Origin of the sequence: Xanthomonas sp. JAI131 (assembly GCF_013410075.1) — a bacterium.
GTDB classification, from domain to species: domain Bacteria; phylum Pseudomonadota; class Gammaproteobacteria; order Xanthomonadales; family Xanthomonadaceae; genus Xanthomonas_A; species Xanthomonas_A bonasiae.
This window is the reverse complement of sequence record NZ_JACCCN010000004.1, coordinates 532,898-549,243: the sequence shown is the minus strand read 5'-3', so window position 1 is coordinate 549,243 and position 16,346 is coordinate 532,898. Positions and strand designations below refer to the sequence as shown.

The window sequence follows — 16,346 nt, the reverse complement described above, 5'->3', positions numbered from 1 at the left end:
TGCGGAATGCGCGGCGATCTAATGGCTGTCCTGTTACGCCATCGGCAGTTATTGGTATGACCAATCCATCAGCGCCCGCGACGACAGGCGTGATGGCCCCGCCAGCGGCAGGTCGCGGCTCGCGCGATGCGGCGCCGCCGGATGCGGCGTCGGCTCCCGGCGGCCCCCGCCTCAGCGATCGCGTTGCCGCGCAGCTGCGGGCGCTGATCGCAGAACGCGGGCTGCAGCCCGAGCAACGCCTGCCGGCCGAGCGCGCATTGGCGCTGGAACTGGGCGTGTCGCGCACCGCGTTGCGCGAGGCCATCGCCCAGCTCGCCAGCCAGGGCCTGCTGCGCGCCCGCGCCGGCGGCGGCACCTACGTGCAGCGCCCGCACACCCCCGAAGAGCGGGTGGTGGCGCCGCTGCAACCGTTCCTGCCGCTGCTGCAGGGCGATCCGGAATACCGCTTCGACGTGCTGGAGACCCGCCACGCGCTGGAAGGCGCCACCGCCTGGCATGCCGCGCTGCGCGCCACCGACGCCGACCGCGCGCGCATCGCCGCTGCGTTCGAGGCGATGCTGCAGGCGCATGCGCAGGGCGATGCGGCCGCCGAGGCGCGCGCCGATGCCGACTTCCACCTGGCCATCGCCGAGGCCGCGCACAACCGCGTGCTGCTGCAGGTGATGCGCGGGCTGTTCGACCTGCTGCAGACCAATATCTCGCAGAGCCGGCAGAAGCTGTTCCAGTCGCCGCGCACCTTCGCCCCGCTGCTGGCGCAGCACCGCGCGCTGCGCGACGCGATCCTGGCCGGCGAGCCGGAACAGGCGCGCGACGCCGCACACGCGCACCTGGCCTTCGTGCACACCTCGCTGCGCAGCCTCGACGAAGACGACGCGCGCCGCGCGCGCGCCTCGCGCCTCCCCTCCTCTCCCGACGACCCGCGCCGATGATCATTTCCGCCGCTTCCGACTACCGTGCCGCCGCCGAAGCGCGGCTGCCGCCGTTCCTGTTCCACTACATCGACGGCGGCGCCTACGCCGAGCACACGCTGCGGCGCAACGTCGCCGACCTGGCCGATATCGCGCTGCGCCAGCGGGTGCTGCGCGACATGGCCGCGCTGAGCCTGGAGACCGAGCTGTTCGGCGAGCGCCTGGCGCTGCCGCTGGCGCTGGCCCCGGTCGGGCTGACCGGCATGTACGCGCGCCGCGGCGAGGTGCAGGCCGCGCGCGCGGCGGCGGCCAAGGGCGTGCCGTTCACCCTGTCCACGGTGTCGGTGTGCCCGATCGAGGAAGTGGCGCCGGCGATCGACCGGCCGATGTGGTTCCAGCTGTACGTGCTCAAGGACCGCGGCTTCATGCGCAACGCGCTGGAGCGGGCCAAGGCCGCCGGCGTGACCACGCTGGTGTTCACCGTGGACATGCCCACGCCCGGTGCGCGCTACCGCGATGCGCATTCGGGCATGAGCGGGCCGCACGCGCCGCTGCGGCGCATGCTGCAGGCCGCAACCCATCCGCGCTGGGCCTGGGACGTGGGCCTGCTGGGGCGGCCGCACGACCTGGGCAACATCTCCGCCTACCGCGGCAGCCCGACCGGGCTGGCCGACTACATCGGCTGGCTCGGCGCGAACTTCGACCCGTCGATTTCGTGGAAGGACCTGGAATGGATCCGCGAGTTCTGGACCGGGCCGATGGTCATCAAGGGCATCCTCGACCCCGACGATGCGCGCGACGCGGTGCGCTTCGGCGCCGACGGCATCGTGGTCTCCAACCATGGCGGGCGCCAGCTCGACGGCGTGCTGTCCAGCGCGCGCGCGCTGCCGGCGATCGCCGACGCGGTGAAGGGCGAGCTGAAGATCCTGGCCGACTCCGGCATCCGCAGCGGGCTGGACGTGGTGCGCATGCTCGCGCTCGGCGCCGACGCGGTGCTGCTGGGCCGCGCCTTCGTCTATGCGCTGGCCGCGGCCGGCCAGGCCGGCGTGGAAAACCTGTTGTCGCTGGTGGAAAAGGAGATGCGGGTGGCGATGACGCTGACCGGGGCCAAGTCCATCGGCGCGATTTCGCGCGACTCGCTGGCGCGGGTCACCCGCGAAAGCACCGTGTCGCCGTAGCACCGATGTCGGACACGCGCGTCCCGGTGGCCGAAGCAGGCCTGCTGCGCCAGCTGCGCGACGCGGTGGGCCGCCGCCACGTGCTGGTCGGCGACCGCGCGACGCGGCGCTTCCGCAAGGGCTACCGCTTCGGCGAGGGCCGGGTGCTGGCGGTGGCGCGGCCGGGCACGCTGCTGGAACTGTGGCGGGTGCTGCAGGCGGTGGTCGCCGCCGGGCGCATCGTCATCGTGCAGGCCGCCAACACCGGCCTCACCGGCGGCTCCACCCCGGACGGCGACGGCTACGACCGGCAGATCGTGCTGATCAGCACGCTGCGCCTGCGTGGCGTGCAGCCGCTGCACGACGGCCGCCAGGTCGTCTGCCTGCCCGGCGCCACCCTGGATGCACTGGAACGGCAGCTGCGGCCGCTGCAGCGCGAGCCGCATTCGGTGATCGGCTCCTCGTGCATCGGCGCCTCGGTGCTGGGCGGGGTGTGCAACAACTCCGGCGGCGCGCTGGTGCGGCGCGGCCCGGCCTATACCCAGCTGGCGCTGTTCGCGCAGCTCGGCGCCGACGGCCATTTGCGCCTGGTGAACCATCTCGGCATCGCGCTGGGCGACACGCCCGAGCAGATCCTGGCCCGGCTGCAGGCGGGCGACTACGGCACCGCCGACATCCACGACGACCCTGCCCTCGCCGCCTCCGACCCGGACTACGCCGCGCACGTGCGCGACGTGGACGCGGACACGCCGGCCCGCTTCAACGCCGACCCGGCGCGGCACTACGAGGCCTCCGGCTCGGCCGGGCGGCTGTGCGTGTTCGCGGTGCGGCTGGACACGTTCCCGCGCGAGGACAGTACGGTCTTCTACATCGGCAGCAACGCCACCGACGACCTGACCGCGCTGCGCCGCGGCCTGCTCACCGCCTTCGCGCAACCGCCGATCAGCGGCGAATACCTGCACCGCGACGCGTTCGACATCGGCGCGCGCTACGGCAAGGACACCTTCCTGCTGATCGACCGCTTCGGCACCGGCGCGGTGCCCAGGGCGTTCGCGCTGAAGAGCCGCGTGGACGGCTGGTGCGAGGCGCTGGGCCTGCCTGGGCTGGCCGATCGCGCATTGCAGGCGCTGACCGACCGGCTGCCCGACCACCTGCCGCCGCGCCTGCGTGCCTACCGCGACCGCTTCGAGCACCACCTGCTGCTGCGCGTGTCCGCGCAGGACGCCGCCGCGACCGACGCCTTCCTCGCCGGCCACTTCGCCGGCAGCGACCGCGGCGCCTATTTCCGCTGCGATGCCGACGAGGGCCGCAAGGCGTTCCTGCACCGCTTCGCCGTGGCCGGCGCGGCGGTGCGCTATCGGCAGGTGCACCGCGACGCGGTCGAGGACATCGTGGCGCTGGACGTGGCGCTGCGCCGCAACGACCGCCAGTGGCAGGAGACGCTGCCGCCGGAACTGGAGGATGCGCTGCTGGGCAAGCTCTACTACGGCCATTTCTTCTGCCACGTGTTCCACCAGGACTACCTGGTGCGCAAGGGCCACGATCCGCTGGCGATCGAGCATGCGATGTGGGCGCTGCTGGACCGGCGCGGGGCCGAATATCCGGCCGAGCACAACGTCGGCCATCTATACCGCGCCAAGCCGGCGCTGGCGGCGTTCTACCGCGCGCTGGACCCGACCAACAGCTTCAACCCCGGGATCGGGCACACGCCGAAGGGCAGGCATTGGCGGGCGTGCGATGGCGGGCATGAGGAAGCGGAGGCGCGGTGAGCGCGCGCGTCATGCATGGCGTTGGCGCAGTTCGCCGCGGATGGGGTTGCGGTGTCGGCATGGAGCGGCTTGCACCAGCGTTGAGATGCGGCCTCCGTTCGTCGCGACTGAAGTCGCTCCTACAGTGGAGACGCGAGGACCAACCTGTCCATAGCAAGCGGCGCTTCCTGTAGGAGCAACTTCAGTCGCAACGGCATCCGCAGCCCGGAACAGGCTGTACTTGCAGATTGCGTGTCGCGGTGGACGCGGTCGGCATGTGACGGTTCGCGCCAACTGATGGATCGGGGCTCCGCTCGTCGCGACTGAAGTCGCTCCTACAGTGGAGACGCGAGGGCCAACCTGTCCGTAGCAAGCGGCGCTTCCTGTAGGAGCGACTTCAGTCGCGACGGCATCCGCAGCCCGGAACAGGCTGTACCTGCAGATTGCATGTCGCGGTGGACGCGGTCGGCATGTGACGGTTCGTGCCAACTGATGGATCGGGGCTCCGTTCGTCGCGACTGAAGTCGCTCCTACAGTGGAGACGCGAGGACCAACCCGTCCGTAGCAAGCGGCGCTTCCTGTAGGAGCGACTTCAGTCGCGACGGCATCCGCAGCCGGGAAGACGAAGCTGCCGCAATCGGTAGCGACCGTACCTGACATCGGCAGCGGGCATCGCCGCCGTCTCCGTGTCGACGTTTCACGATCGGTGACCAACGTGACCCGTTGTGGCTCCTGCCGGGGTTGCCATCCGCAGGCAGCCGCACGGCGATGCGCCCGATCGCCGTTTCACGTCCCCGGCAAGCGCTGCCGCAGCTTGTCCATCTCCTTCCACGGATGCTCGCGCAAACGCGCGGCGCGTTGCAACGCCTTGGCCAGCGGGAACGCCTGCGGCGAGGCGATCCGCGCCAGCTCCTCCCAGCGCAGCGGCACCGCCACCGTGGCGTGCTCGCGCGCGCGCAGCGACCACGAGCACACGCTGGTGTTGCCGCGGCCGTTGCGCAGCCAATCGACGAAGATCACCCCGGTGCGTTTGGCCTTGCTCATCGTGGCCACGTAGCGGTCGGGCGCGGACGCGGTCAGCGCCTGGGCGAAGGCTTCGCAGAAATCGCGCGCCTGCTCCCAGTCCGCGCCGGGCACGATCGGCACCACCACGTGCAGGCCCTTGCCGCCGGACAGGCGCACGAAGCTTTCCAACCCGGTCTCGCGCAGGCGGGTGCGGATCTCGCGCGCGGCGGCCTTGATCTGCGCCCAGCTCACGCCCTCGCCCGGATCCAGGTCGAACACCAGCCGGTCGGGGTGCTCGGGATCGTCCACGGTGGACCCCCAGGGATGCAGCTCCAGGGTGTTCATCTGCACCAGTTCCAGCAGGCCGGCGAGATCGTCGATGTACAGGTAGTCCTCGGTGCCGCTCTTCTGCTTCAGCGCGATCGCATGCACATGCTGGCCGAGCGCGCGGTTGTTGTGCTTCTGGAAGAAGCATTCGCCGCCGGCGCCATCGGGGCAGCGCAGCAACGACAGCGGACGCCCGGCGACTTCCTGCAGCAACCATGGCGCGATGGCGCGGTAGTAGTCGGCGACCTCGCCCTTGCTGATGCCGGCGCCCGGATACACCACGCGCTCGGGATGGGTGATGACAACCGCCGCGGCCGCGGCATCGGCGCTGGCGGAGGAAGCGGCTTTCTGCGCTGCGGTGCTTGCGCGCGGCGCGGACTTGGCGGCCGCCGGTTTGCGCTTGGCGGCGCCGTTTTTCCCGCCATCGCCGGCCGACGCGCCGCGTTTCGCCGGCTTGGCCGATTCGCGCGCGGCCGGCGCGGTCTTCTTTGCCGATGCCGCAGCGCGCGCCGCCACGGCATGACTGCCGTGGCCTGCCGCCTGTGGCGGTGGTGGCGCACGATCGCTGCCGAGATCCTGCAGCGGCTTGTCCTCGCGCAGGCGCTTGAATGCGGCCTGGCGCAACAGGCCTTCCTTGGCCCAGCCACGGAAGGCGACTTCGGCCACCAGCTGCGGCCGCACCCAGTGCACGCTGCGCCGCGGGAACGGCGCATGCGCAGGAAGATCCACCACCTCCTGCGCGCTGTGCAACGCCTGCAGCTGCGCAAGCAGCCGCTTCAGGCCAGCCTCGTCGAAGCCGGTACCGACACGGCCGACATAGCGCAACCCGCCATCGCTGCGCTGCGCCAGCAGCAGCGAGCCGAAGCCGTTGCGCGCGCCCTTGGGATCGGTATAGCCGACGATGACGAAATCGTCGCTGTTCTCGTGCTTGGTCTTGACCCAGTCGCCGCCGCGGCCGCCGTGATGGCGCGCGTCCACGCGCTTGCTGACCACGCCTTCGTAGCACTTCGCGGCCGCCGCGGCGAACACCTCCGGGCCATGGCCGAGCACGTGATCGCTATACGCCAGCACCCCGGGCGCATCGCCCAGCAGCGCGCGCAACAGTTCCTTGCGCTGCAGCAGCGGCACGTCGCGCAGGTCCACGCCGGCCACGCCGAGCAGGTCGAACACCAGGTAGCGCAGCGGCTGCTTGGAGCTGCCCTCGATGACCCGTTGCAGCGCGGAGAAATCGCTGCGGCCGTCGGCATCGAGCACCACCAGCTCGCCGTCCAGCCGCGCTTCGCCGACCGGCAAGGCCTGCACCGCGTGGGCGACCTCGGGGAAGGTCTCGGTCCAGGCCTGGTCGTTGCGCGAGCGCAGCGTCGCCTGGCCGGCGTCGAGATCGGCAAGCAGGCGATAGCCGTCCCACTTGATTTCGTGCAGCCACTGCGCGCCGTCGGGCGCGCGCTCGCGCAGGGTGGTCAGCTGTGCGCGCTCGCCTGGCGGACACGGACGCTCGTGCGCGCCCTCCAGCGCCAGCGCGCGCTTGCGCCAGGCCGTGTCGCTGCGCCGCGGTCGCGCTGCGGGTGTCGCGGCCGATGCTTGGCCGCGCGCGGGTTTTGCCTTGCTGGCCGCGCCGGCCTTGCTGACTTTAGTGACCTTGGTGACTTTGGTCGCCTTGGCGGCACGCGTCGCAGACGCCGCAGGCGAATCCTGCAGCAGGTCGTCGGCATCGCGATCGGCGGCGAACGCGTCGTCGCGCTTGATCAGCAGCCACTGCGGCTGCTTGCCGCGCAACGCGGTGCGTACCAGTTTCCAGTTGCCGTTGAGGCGCTCGCCGTGCAGCACGAAATCCAGCTTGCCGGCGGCGATCGCAGCCAGCGGCTCGCCGTCGCACGACCAGGTGCCGTGGTCGAACACATCGACATGGCCGGCACCGTAATGGCCCTCGGGAATATCGCCGGCGAAACCGGCATAGGACAGCGGATGGTCTTCCACCTGCACCGCCAGCCGCTTTTCGCCGACCCGCAATGACGGGCCCTTCGGCACCGCCCAACTCTTCAGCACGCCATCGGCTTCCAGGCGGAAATCGTAGTGGCGCGAGCTGGCGTGGTGCAGCTGCACGACGAAGATCGGCCGCCGCGACGGCGTCGCGACGCTGTCGTCGGCCGGTTCCGGCGTCGCGCCGAAGCGGCGTTTGCGGGCGTACTCGCGCAGCGTCATCGCGCCCTACCCCGCCTTGCGCCGCGCCGGCGCCTTGCGTGCGGCGGCCTTCTTCGCCGGCTTGGCCTTGCTTGCCGATTTCACGCCAGGCTTGGGCGCCTTCTTCGCCGCTTTCTTGGCCGGCGTTTTCGCGGTCTTGCGCACCGGCACGGACGCCTCCGCCTTCTTCGCCGGGGTGCGGCGCTTGGCGTCCAGACTCTTCTGCAGCAGCGACATGAAATCGACCACGTTGGTGGCGGCATCCTCGCGCTGCGGCGCGTCGGCGTCGTCCTCCACCTGCGCGGTGCCCTCCTGCGCCTTGATCCGTTTCTGGATCACCGCCTGCAGGCGCTCGCGGAATTCGTCGTGATAGGACCCCGGGTCCCACTTCCCCGACATCGAGCCGATCAGCTGCGTGGCCATCTCGGTTTCCTTGGCGCTGATCCGGTAGTCGGCGGCCTTGCCGCTGGGCAGGGTGTAGTCCTCCAGGTCGACCAGTTCCTGCGGATAGCGCAGCAGGATCAACACCAGCGCGTCTTCCTGCGGCAGCACCGCCGACAGGTATTCGCGGGTGCGGATCACCACCCGCGCGATGCCGACCTTGCCGGTGGCGCGCAGCGTCTCGCGCAGCAGCACGTAGCCCTTCTCCGCCTTCTTGCCCGGCACCAGCACGTAGGGCTTCTCGAAGTAGCGCAGGTCGATGTCGGCGGCGTCGACGAAGGCTTCGACCTCCACCGTCTCGTGGCTTTCCGGCGCGGCCGAGGCGATGTCCTTCTGCTCGACCACCACGTAGTTGCCCTTGCTGTACTCGAAGGCCTTGACGATGTCCTTCCACGGCACCTCTTCGCCGGTGTCGGCATTGACCCGCTCGAAGCGGATCGGGCGCTTGTCGCGCGCATCGAGCATGCGGAAGTGCAGGTCGACGCGGCGTTCGCCGGACATCAGCGCGACCGGCACGTTGAGCAGGCCGAAGGACAGGGTGCCGGTCCAGATCGGGCGCGCCATCAGTGCGCCTCCATGCGCAGCGCCGGCGCCGGCAGATGATCCAGCGCCTGCCACGCATCCTCGATCACCGGCCGCGCCTGGCGCCAGTCCAGCTGCGATTCGCCGCGGACCTGCTCCCAGTGCGCGGCCAGGTCACTGTCGGTGTCGGCCATCGGCGCGCGCGGCCAGCCGCCGGCGTGGGTGCGCAGCGCGAAGGCATAGGCCGGGCACAGGTCGCGCCACGGGGTGCCGTCACGGTCGCGGCGCTGGCGATAGTCGGCCAGGCTGTAGTGGCGGTAGTCCGCTGCGTCGTGCGGACGCGGACCTGCCGCGTCGGCGCCGTGCGGCGGCGCGGCCGGCAACGGATCCAGGTGGGCATTGAACAACGGCGGTTCGGGGCGGGCGCTGGGGCGCATGGCGGAAGCTCCGGGCGGCATCGGCGGCATGGGGAGGGGCAGCAGTAGCGCCGGCGCCGTTAGGCGTTCGTGACAATCATGTGGACGCGGTGCGATTCGCAGGGGTTTCACCGGGAACGCACTGCACTGGGCGCAGCGTTGCCCTACCCCACAGGAGGAATCGGCCATGTCCACACCCACCGACCCGCTGCGTCGCAGCGACCCCGTCCCCGGCGAACAACGCGGCAAGCGCGACGGCCAGGACCGCGAGGATCGCGGCGCCGGCGACCGCCCGCAGACCATCGTCGAACACGAGCCGCGCACCGGCGCGGACCGCCATGCGCCCGACGCCGGCACGGATAACGCCAGCGAGGAACACGCGCGCAAGCACCATAGCGACGCCAACCAGGACGAGGCGCTGGAAGAGACTTTCCCGGCCAGCGATCCGGTGTCGCCGTTCGTGCCGTCCAAGGCGCCTTAGGCCTGTAGGCCATCGCCCCCCCTGTAGGAGCGGCTTCAGCCGCGACAGGCTGCATGAATCGACAGATCCTGTCGCGGCTGAAGCCGCTCCTACAGTCCTTCGGCAGCTCCCGCCGTCAACGAATCCCCAATCCCCAATCCCCGCTCCTCACACCTTCCCCGCCGCCTGCAACGCCGCGTACTCCGCGTCGCCGAACAGCCGCGAGCGCACCAGGAAGCGCACGCCCTCGCCGTTCTCCAGCGAGAACATGCCGCCGCGTCCGGGCACCACGTCGATGATCAGCTGGGTGTGCTTCCAGTATTCGAACTGTGAGGCACTGATGTAGAACGGCGCGCCGCCGATCTCGCCCAGTTGCACGTCGCGGTCGCCGACGATGAAATCGTCCTGCGGATAGCACATCGGCGAGGACCCGTCGCAACAGCCGCCGGACTGGTGGAACAGCAACGGCCCATGCCGCGCGCGCAGCGTGTCGATCAGCTGCAGCGCCGGCAACGTCGCCAGCACCTGCAGCGGCACGCCGAAGGCGGGCGTGGCGGCGTCCATCAGGCCGCCATGTCCAGCACGATGCGGCCTTCGATCTGGCCGGCGCGCATGCGGGCGAACACCTCGTTGATGTTCTCCAGCGTGGCGGTGGCCACGGTCGCGGCGACCTTGCCCTGCTCGGCGAAGTCCAGCGATTCCTGCAGGTCCAGGCGGGTGCCGACGATGGAGCCGCGCACCGTCACGCCATTGAGCACCATGCCGAAGATGTCCAGCGGGAACTGGCCCGGCGGCAGCCCGTTCAGCGACACCGTGCCGCCGCGGCGGACCATGCCGATCGCCTGCTCGAACGCCTTCGGCGACACCGCGGTGACCAGGGCGCCGTGCGCGCCGCCGATCTCCTTCTTCAGGTAGGCCACCGGGTCGGTGGTCAGCGCATTCACCGTCACCGTGGCGCCCAGGCGCCTGGCCAGCGCCAGCTTGGCGTCGTCCACATCCACCGCGGCCACGTTCAGGCCCATCGCCTTGGCGTATTGCACGGCCATGTGGCCGAGCCCGCCGATGCCGGAGATCACCACCCAGTTGCCGGGCTTGGTGTCGGTGACCTTCAGGCCCTTGTACACGGTGACGCCGGCGCACAGGATCGGCGCGACCTCGACGAAGCCGATGTTCTTCGGCAGATGGCCGACGTAGTCGGCGTTGGCCAGCGCGTACTCGGCGAAACCGCCGTTGACCGAGTAGCCGGAATTCTGCTGCGCCTCGCACAGCGTCTCCCAGCCGCCCAGGCAATGCTCGCAATGTCCGCAGGCCGAATACAGCCACGGAATGCCGACCCGGTCGCCTTCCTTGACGTGGTCCACGCCGGCGCCCACCGCGACCACATGGCCCACGCCCTCGTGGCCGGGAATGAACGGCGGGTTCGGCTTCACCGGCCAGTCGCCCTCGGCCGCATGCAGGTCGGTATGGCACACGCCGCAGGCTTCGATCTTGACCAGGATGTCGCCGGCCTGCGGCCGCGGCACCTCCACTTCCTCGATCGTCAGCGGCTTGCCGAATTCGCGCACCACGGCGGCTTTCATCGTCTTGTTCATGCAGCACTCCTTGGGAGAACGGGTGACAGCACCATCGCTGATCCGGCGATGGCGCGCTTTGATCCAAATCAGGAAGCGGCGTCCGCTGCGGCGCCATGGCGCACCACGGCAGGTCGGGCCGCACGCGCGCGCCGCGACCAGGGCGACAGGCAGGCACACATGGCAATGGCGTGCGTCACCATGCGCCGGCAGCGCGACGTCCGGCGTGAGCACGGGCGACGCGCGGGGCCACCGCTGAGCGCGGCGGCCCCGGCGACGCGGCCGGACTCAGAAGAACCCCAACGCCTTCGGCGAGTAGCTCACCAGCAGGTTCTTGGTCTGCTGGTAGTGGTCGAGCATCATCTTGTGGTTCTCGCGGCCGATGCCCGACTGCTTGTAGCCGCCGAACGCGGCATGCGCCGGATAGGCGTGGTAGCAGTTGGTCCACACCCGCCCGGCCTGGATCGCACGGCCCATGCGGTACAGCCGCGACGCATCGCGGCTCCACACGCCGGCGCCCAATCCGTACAGGGTGTCGTTGGCGATCGCCAGCGCCTCGGCCTCGTCCTTGAACGTGGTCACCGATACCACCGGCCCGAAAATCTCTTCCTGGAACACGCGCATCTTGTTGTGGCCCTTGAACACCGTCGGCTTGACGTAGAAGCCGCCGGCCAGCTCGCCGTCGAGGGCGTTGCGCTCGCCGCCGATCAGCACCTCGGCGCCTTCCTGCCTGCCGATGTCGATGTAGGACAGGATCTTCTCCAGCTGCTCGCTGGAGGCCTGCGCGCCGACCATGGTGTTGGGATCCAGCGGATTGCCCTGCTTGATCGCGGCCACGCGCTTGAGCGCCTTCTCCATGAACTTGTCGTAGATCGATTCCTGGATCAGCGCGCGCGACGGACAGGTGCACACCTCGCCCTGGTTGAACGCGAACAGCACGAAGCCTTCGATCGCCTTGTCCAGGAAATCGTCGTCCTCGGCCATCACGTCGGCGAAGAAGATGTTCGGCGACTTGCCGCCCAGTTCCAGCGTCACCGGGATCAGGTTCTGGCTGGCGTACTGCATGATCAGCCGGCCGGTGGTGGTCTCGCCGGTGAAGGCGATCTTGGCGATGCGCGGGCTGCTGGCCAGCGGCTTGCCCGCTTCCAGACCGAAGCCATTGACCACGTTGAGCACGCCCGGCGGCAGCAGGTCGCCGATCACCTCCATCAGCACCAGGATCGAGGCCGGGGTCTGCTCGGCCGGCTTCATCACCACGCAGTTGCCGGCGGCGATCGCCGGCGCCAGCTTCCAGCACGCCATCAGCAGCGGGAAGTTCCACGGGATGATCTGCCCGACCACGCCCAGCGGCTCGTGGAAGTGGTAGGCGATGGTGTCGCTGTCGATCTCGGAGATGCCGCCTTCCTGCGCGCGGATGGCGCCGGCGAAGTAGCGGAAGTGGTCGGCGCACAGCGGCACGTCGGCGTTGAGCGTCTCGCGCAACGGCTTGCCGTTGTCCCAGGTCTCGGCATAGGCCAGCAGTTCGAGGTTCTGCTCGATGCGATCGGCGATCTTCAACAGCACGTTGCTGCGCTCGGTGGCCGAGGTCTTGCCCCAGGCGTCCTTGGCCGCGTGCGCGGCGTCGAGCGCGGCCTCGATGTCCTGCGCGTCGGAGCGCGCCACCGAGGTGAACACCTTGCCGGTGATCGGGGTGCTGTTGTCGAAGTAGCGGCCGCTCTTGGGTTCCACCCATTGTCCGCCGATGAAATTGCCGTAGCGCGACTTGAAAATGGATTGCGGATCGGTGGCATGCGGCTTGGCGGTGGTGACGGCGTTCATCGGGGTCTCCTGCGGCGGTGGGAAAGGAATGGGCACAGGCCCATCCAGGTAGGCGGTAACCGCAAGAGCGATGCCAGGTTTTCGCTGTTGCGCCGCGTCATGGCCGCGCGCCGCGGCCAATCGACACGGCGGCGCCATTCCTGTTGCAGCGCGTCACGCGTGCCGATTGCGCGGCGGCGGCGGATGTGGTGTTTATCGGAACACCTGTCCCAACACCTGTCGCAATTTGCGACAGCGGAGCCGTCATGGCGCAACAGCAATCGCAGCACCAGCTCGGCCACGCCCGCCGGATCTTCTTCGAGCGCGGCGGCGCCCCGGTCGGCCATGTGCCCGACACCATCCTGCAGTCGTGGCAGCGCTGCCAGCGTCTGGGCCTGCCCGCGCAGGGCACGCCGCCGATCGAGCCGGTCAGCGCGCCGCGCCTGCGCGAATTGCGCGAGGCGCACGAGCGCCTGTGGCGGCTGGCCCGCGCCGAACTGGAAGGCCTGGCCGGCGATGCCGCCGCCACCGGCAGCATCGTGCTGCTGACCGACGAGGCCGGCTGGATCCTCGACGCCGAAGGCAGCCCGGGCTTCCTCGACAAGGCCGGGCGCGTGGCGCTGATGCCGGGCGCGTGCTGGAGCGAGACCCAGGTCGGCACCAACGCGATCGGCACCGCCATCGTCGAGAGCCGCTCGGTGGAAGTGCGCGGCGGCGAGCATTACTTCGCGCCCCACCAGATCCTCAGCTGCGCCGCGGTGCCGATCTTCGACCCCTACGGCCAGCTGGCCGGCGTGCTGGACATTTCCGGCGACGCCAGCGTGCAGCACATGCACGCGCTGGGACTGGCGCGGATGGCGGTGGCCAGCATCGAACACCGCTATTTCGACGACGGCATCGCCGATTGCGAACTGCTGCGCGTGCACCACGATGCGGCGCTGCTCGGCACGGCGCGCGAAGGCCTGCTCGCGTTCCGCAACGGCAAGCTGGTCGCGGCCAACCAGGCCGGCTTGCGCCTGTTCGGGCTGGAGCGGCACGACCTGGGCCGCGCGCCCTACGCGACCTTGTTCGAAGAGCCGCTGTCGCGGCTGCGCCAGCAGGGCAGCGTGTTCGACCTGCAGGGCCGCGCCCTGCACGGGCGCGTCGACAGCATCGGCGACGCGCGGCCGCGGCGGCGTTCGCAGCAGCCGCCGATCACCGTGTCCGCGGCCACGCGCGCGCAGCACGGCGCCGATGCGCCGCTGTTCGATGCCGCGCAGGAACTGGCGCTGGAACGCGCGCGGCGCGTGCTCGATGCGCAGTTGCCGGTGCTGGTGCAGGGCGAGACCGGCACCGGCAAGGAAGTGTTCGCGCGCGAACTGCATCGGCGCAGCGCGCGCGCCGGCAAGCCGTTCGTCGCAGTCAATTGCGCGGCGCTGCCGGAAGGCCTGATCGAAGCCGAACTGTTCGGCTACGAGGACGGCGCCTTCACCGGCGCGCGCAAGCACGGCAGTCCCGGCCTGCTGCGCCAGGCCGACGGCGGCGTGCTGTTCCTGGACGAGATCGGCGACATGCCGCCGGCGCTGCAGCCGCGCCTGCTGCGCGTGCTGCAGGAACGCGAACTGCTGCCGCTGGGCGGCGGCAAGCCGGTGAAGCTGGATTTCGCGCTGATCTGCGCTACCCACCGCGACCTGGACGAGGCGATGGCCGAGCGGCGTTTCCGCCCCGACCTGTACTACCGCATCGCCCATCACAGCGTGCAGATTCCAGCGCTGAGCGTGCATCCGGATCGGCGCGGCTTGGTGCAGGAACTGTGGGCGCGGGTGGGGCAGGGCCGGCGCCTGACCGATGCAGCACTGGCCACGCTGAGCGCCTATCCGTGGCCCGGCAACCTGCGCCAGCTGGTGGCCTGCCTGCGGACCTTGGTGGCACTGAGCGACGCCGGTGCCGTGGTGGACGTCGACGCGTTGCCGGCCTACCTGCCCGGCGCGGCGCGCGGCATGCGCGCGGCCGGCGGCGATGCGGTGCCAGGGCAGGGCGGATCGCCCGGCGACTCGCACGCGGTACGCGCGGACGCGCCACTTCCCCGGACCGACCTGGACAGCCTGGCCCTGGCGGCGATGCGCCAGGCCCTGGATGCGTGCGGCGGCAACGTCGCCCGCGCCGCGCGCCAGCTCGGCGTCAGCCGCAGCACGCTGTACCGCCGGCTCGGACTCGGCGCGGGTTGAGCGATCGCGTGTGCAGGCACTGCCGTTGTCCCTGCATCGCTGCGGCACTGGCGCATTCCGATGCGTAGAAATGCCCCGTGTAGAAGCGACTTCCGTGGCGACGGGGATTCCCGGTAGAGCCTGTCGCGACTGACGTCGCTCCTACATGAAGATCTCCTGCGCGTCGCATGCGCCACGCCGTGCCAGCGACGTGCCGACGTCCGCGCTTGCCGGACGCAACGCGGCATCGGCAGCGCGTCGCCTGAGAGGGCGACGCGCTGCCGGCTGCGCTCAGTCGTAGGCGTTGTTGAGGCACGGCGAGCTCTTCGGCGTGATCACGCTGAAGCTGTCGTCGTACAAGGCGATGACGCAGGTGTTCGGCGCATCTTCGGTCTCGTAATTGCATTGCTTGCTGCTGCGGCTGCGCGAGACGTTGCCCATCTGGAACGACAGGCTCCAGTAGTCGTTGGAACCGGTCTGCGCTTCCAGTTTCACCGGCGGGGCCGACTCGCCCGGCGCCAGCGACACGGCAACCGATGTGTTGACGAAATTTCCGCAGGTGTGTTTGACGCTGACGTTGGTGATGGTCTGCCCGGTGCCGTTGTTGACGACGAACGTGCCCTGATAGAGCGTCGCGCTGACGCCCTCGGCCAGGACGGCCTTGTCGGCTTTCTCTGCCATGTGCTCTCTCCGGCGATGCATCGATTGAGGTGCGGATGGGTCCTTCGAAACGCGGCTTTAAACTAATCCCGCCAGCGCCGCAGCCGCCAGCGAACCAGCCGTGGCCGGTAGACACCTCAACCGTGTTTTGTAGACGGAACGAGGGGGATTTTCTGATTTTCGTCACGGCACTTCGCCTATCGCGCCTGCGTCGTGTCTCCCGGCTCGCGCATCGGATCGTGGCACCTGTCTGACGCGATTCGCTGGCGGCGGCCACGGCATTCCGATTCGATCGCGGCGCTCGCGCACGATGGCCATCGCTCCGCATCGGATGCACGGGCGCAATGCACCCTCGTGCATCAACGCGGCCGCGCAGGCGGGAGCGACGGCGACGCGGCGGCCGGCGAGGGCAGCATTGGCGCGTTCGCTGCCGGTGTCCCGTTCCCGTTGTCGCGCTGGATCTGCTGCCGGGTGGCCTCGGCCTGGGTCTTGATCGACGGCGACGCGGCGGGGTTGGCCGCCACGAACGTGGCCAGCTGCAGTGCCAGGCCCGGATCCATCAGCCGCAGCAGGCCCAGCGCATTGCCCTGCCGCTCGGGATCGCCCGAGGTGATGTCGGCATAGAACAGTTCGACGTACTTGCTCTGCAGCGTGCGTGCGAATTCGTTCTGCTTGTCCTGCACGCCGAGCCTGGCCAGCGCCAGCTGGCCAGCGGAGATCTTGTCGGCGGCCGTGTTGCCGTAGAACGCCAGCACCGCGATCGCCAGCGGCGCCAGCGTCTTCTCCATGACCCAGAAAATGCGCTCGGCCACGGTCTTGTCCGCCTCCAGCTTCTGCTTGAGGTGCGCGATGTCGGCCAGCAAGCGATCGAGTTTTTCTTCCACGGCAACGTCTCGCGAGGTCGGCGCCTGCACGGACCATCCATGCGGCGGCACCTGTCGCGCGGCATGCGGAGTGGCACGCGAGC

General features: G+C 70.0%; 13 protein-coding genes. 5 read left to right on the top strand and 8 right to left on the bottom strand.

Annotation, left to right across the window (positions count from 1 at the left end; all coding sequences use genetic code 11):
* Positions 1 to 56: 56 nt before the first annotated feature.
* The 3 genes from lldR to dld are packed head-to-tail and all read left to right on the top strand — an operon-like array spanning position 57 to position 3,834.
* A complete protein-coding gene (gene lldR / locus HDC36_RS18800; RefSeq protein ID WP_179570318.1) occupies positions 57 to 929 on the top strand; it encodes a transcriptional regulator LldR in 873 nt (290 codons plus the stop codon).
* On the top strand, positions 926 to 2,086 hold the full coding sequence (lldD, locus tag HDC36_RS18795) for an FMN-dependent L-lactate dehydrogenase LldD (RefSeq protein ID WP_179570316.1): 1,161 nt from the start codon (positions 926 to 928) through the stop codon (positions 2,084 to 2,086). Before lldR ends, lldD begins: the two co-directional genes overlap by 4 nt.
* A gap of 5 nt (positions 2,087 to 2,091) precedes the next feature.
* A complete protein-coding gene (gene dld / locus HDC36_RS18790; RefSeq protein ID WP_179570314.1) occupies positions 2,092 to 3,834 on the top strand; it encodes a D-lactate dehydrogenase in 1,743 nt (580 codons plus the stop codon).
* A gap of 765 nt (positions 3,835 to 4,599) precedes the next feature.
* Here dld and ligD read toward each other — a convergent pair.
* From ligD to HDC36_RS18775, 3 genes are read right to left on the bottom strand one after another with little or no spacing between them, the layout of a single operon-like run.
* Positions 4,600 to 7,347 carry a DNA ligase D gene (gene ligD / locus HDC36_RS18785; RefSeq protein ID WP_179570312.1) on the bottom strand — a complete coding sequence of 916 codons (2,748 nt, stop codon included), beginning with the start codon at positions 7,345 to 7,347 and terminating at the stop codon, positions 4,600 to 4,602.
* A gap of 6 nt (positions 7,348 to 7,353) precedes the next feature.
* Positions 7,354 to 8,331: a Ku protein gene (locus HDC36_RS18780; RefSeq protein WP_179570310.1), complete on the bottom strand. Its 978-nt coding sequence runs from the start codon at positions 8,329 to 8,331 to the stop codon at positions 7,354 to 7,356.
* Positions 8,331 to 8,726 (bottom strand): hypothetical protein, encoded by a 396-nt coding sequence (locus tag HDC36_RS18775; protein ID WP_179570308.1) that lies wholly within the window; start codon positions 8,724 to 8,726, stop codon positions 8,331 to 8,333. Before HDC36_RS18775 ends, HDC36_RS18780 begins: the two co-directional genes overlap by 1 nt.
* 166 nt (positions 8,727 to 8,892) lie before the next feature.
* On the opposite strand from HDC36_RS18775, the gene HDC36_RS18770 reads away from it, so the two are divergent.
* Entirely contained in the window at positions 8,893 to 9,186 is a 294-nt protein-coding gene (locus tag HDC36_RS18770; protein ID WP_179570306.1) for a hypothetical protein, read from the top strand.
* Positions 9,187 to 9,333: 147 nt separating this feature from the next.
* Here HDC36_RS18770 and HDC36_RS18765 read toward each other — a convergent pair whose 3' ends face one another.
* From HDC36_RS18765 to adh, 3 genes are all read right to left on the bottom strand, one after another.
* Complete coding sequence (locus HDC36_RS18765) at positions 9,334 to 9,729, bottom strand: DUF779 domain-containing protein (protein WP_179570304.1); 396 nt, start codon at positions 9,727 to 9,729, stop codon at positions 9,334 to 9,336.
* On the bottom strand, positions 9,729 to 10,757 hold the full coding sequence (gene adhP / locus HDC36_RS18760) for an alcohol dehydrogenase AdhP (RefSeq protein WP_179570302.1): 1,029 nt from the start codon (positions 10,755 to 10,757) through the stop codon (positions 9,729 to 9,731). The genes HDC36_RS18765 and adhP overlap by 1 nt, the downstream gene beginning before the upstream one ends.
* 267 nt (positions 10,758 to 11,024) lie before the next feature.
* Positions 11,025 to 12,554 (bottom strand): aldehyde dehydrogenase, encoded by a 1,530-nt coding sequence (gene adh, locus HDC36_RS18755; protein WP_179570300.1) that lies wholly within the window; start codon positions 12,552 to 12,554, stop codon positions 11,025 to 11,027.
* Between the two features lie 245 nt (positions 12,555 to 12,799).
* On the opposite strand from adh, the gene HDC36_RS18750 reads away from it, so the two are divergent.
* Positions 12,800 to 14,740, top strand: coding sequence for a sigma-54-dependent Fis family transcriptional regulator (locus HDC36_RS18750; RefSeq protein ID WP_179570298.1), 1,941 nt, complete (start codon positions 12,800 to 12,802; stop codon positions 14,738 to 14,740).
* Positions 14,741 to 15,010: 270 nt separating this feature from the next.
* On the opposite strand, the gene HDC36_RS18745 is transcribed toward HDC36_RS18750, so the two are convergent.
* Together HDC36_RS18745 and HDC36_RS18740 are read right to left on the bottom strand one after the other, a co-directional pair.
* Positions 15,011 to 15,400 carry a hypothetical protein gene (locus tag HDC36_RS18745; protein WP_225210138.1) on the bottom strand — a complete coding sequence of 130 codons (390 nt, stop codon included), beginning with the start codon at positions 15,398 to 15,400 and terminating at the stop codon, positions 15,011 to 15,013.
* A gap of 338 nt (positions 15,401 to 15,738) precedes the next feature.
* A complete protein-coding gene (locus tag HDC36_RS18740; protein WP_179570294.1) occupies positions 15,739 to 16,263 on the bottom strand; it encodes a hypothetical protein in 525 nt (174 codons plus the stop codon).
* Positions 16,264 to 16,346: the final 83 nt, after the last annotated feature.

What these genes read in the sequence shown, in the direction of transcription:
- lldR (WP_179570318.1), top strand. Translation starts at nt 57, where the DNA reads ATGACCAATCCATCAGCGCCCGCGACGACAGGCGTGATGGCCCCGCCA.
- lldD (WP_179570316.1), top strand. Translation starts at nt 926, where the DNA reads ATGATCATTTCCGCCGCTTCCGACTACCGTGCCGCCGCCGAAGCGCGG.
- dld (WP_179570314.1), top strand. Translation starts at nt 2,092, where the DNA reads ATGTCGGACACGCGCGTCCCGGTGGCCGAAGCAGGCCTGCTGCGCCAG.
- ligD (WP_179570312.1), bottom strand. Translation starts at nt 7,347, where the DNA reads ATGACGCTGCGCGAGTACGCCCGCAAACGCCGCTTCGGCGCGACGCCG.
- HDC36_RS18780 (WP_179570310.1), bottom strand. Translation starts at nt 8,331, where the DNA reads ATGGCGCGCCCGATCTGGACCGGCACCCTGTCCTTCGGCCTGCTCAAC.
- HDC36_RS18775 (WP_179570308.1), bottom strand. Translation starts at nt 8,726, where the DNA reads ATGCGCCCCAGCGCCCGCCCCGAACCGCCGTTGTTCAATGCCCACCTG.
- HDC36_RS18770 (WP_179570306.1), top strand. Translation starts at nt 8,893, where the DNA reads ATGTCCACACCCACCGACCCGCTGCGTCGCAGCGACCCCGTCCCCGGC.
- HDC36_RS18765 (WP_179570304.1), bottom strand. Translation starts at nt 9,729, where the DNA reads ATGGACGCCGCCACGCCCGCCTTCGGCGTGCCGCTGCAGGTGCTGGCG.
- adhP (WP_179570302.1), bottom strand. Translation starts at nt 10,757, where the DNA reads ATGAACAAGACGATGAAAGCCGCCGTGGTGCGCGAATTCGGCAAGCCG.
- adh (WP_179570300.1), bottom strand. Translation starts at nt 12,554, where the DNA reads ATGAACGCCGTCACCACCGCCAAGCCGCATGCCACCGATCCGCAATCC.
- HDC36_RS18750 (WP_179570298.1), top strand. Translation starts at nt 12,800, where the DNA reads ATGGCGCAACAGCAATCGCAGCACCAGCTCGGCCACGCCCGCCGGATC.
- HDC36_RS18745 (WP_225210138.1), bottom strand. Translation starts at nt 15,400, where the DNA reads ATGGCAGAGAAAGCCGACAAGGCCGTCCTGGCCGAGGGCGTCAGCGCG.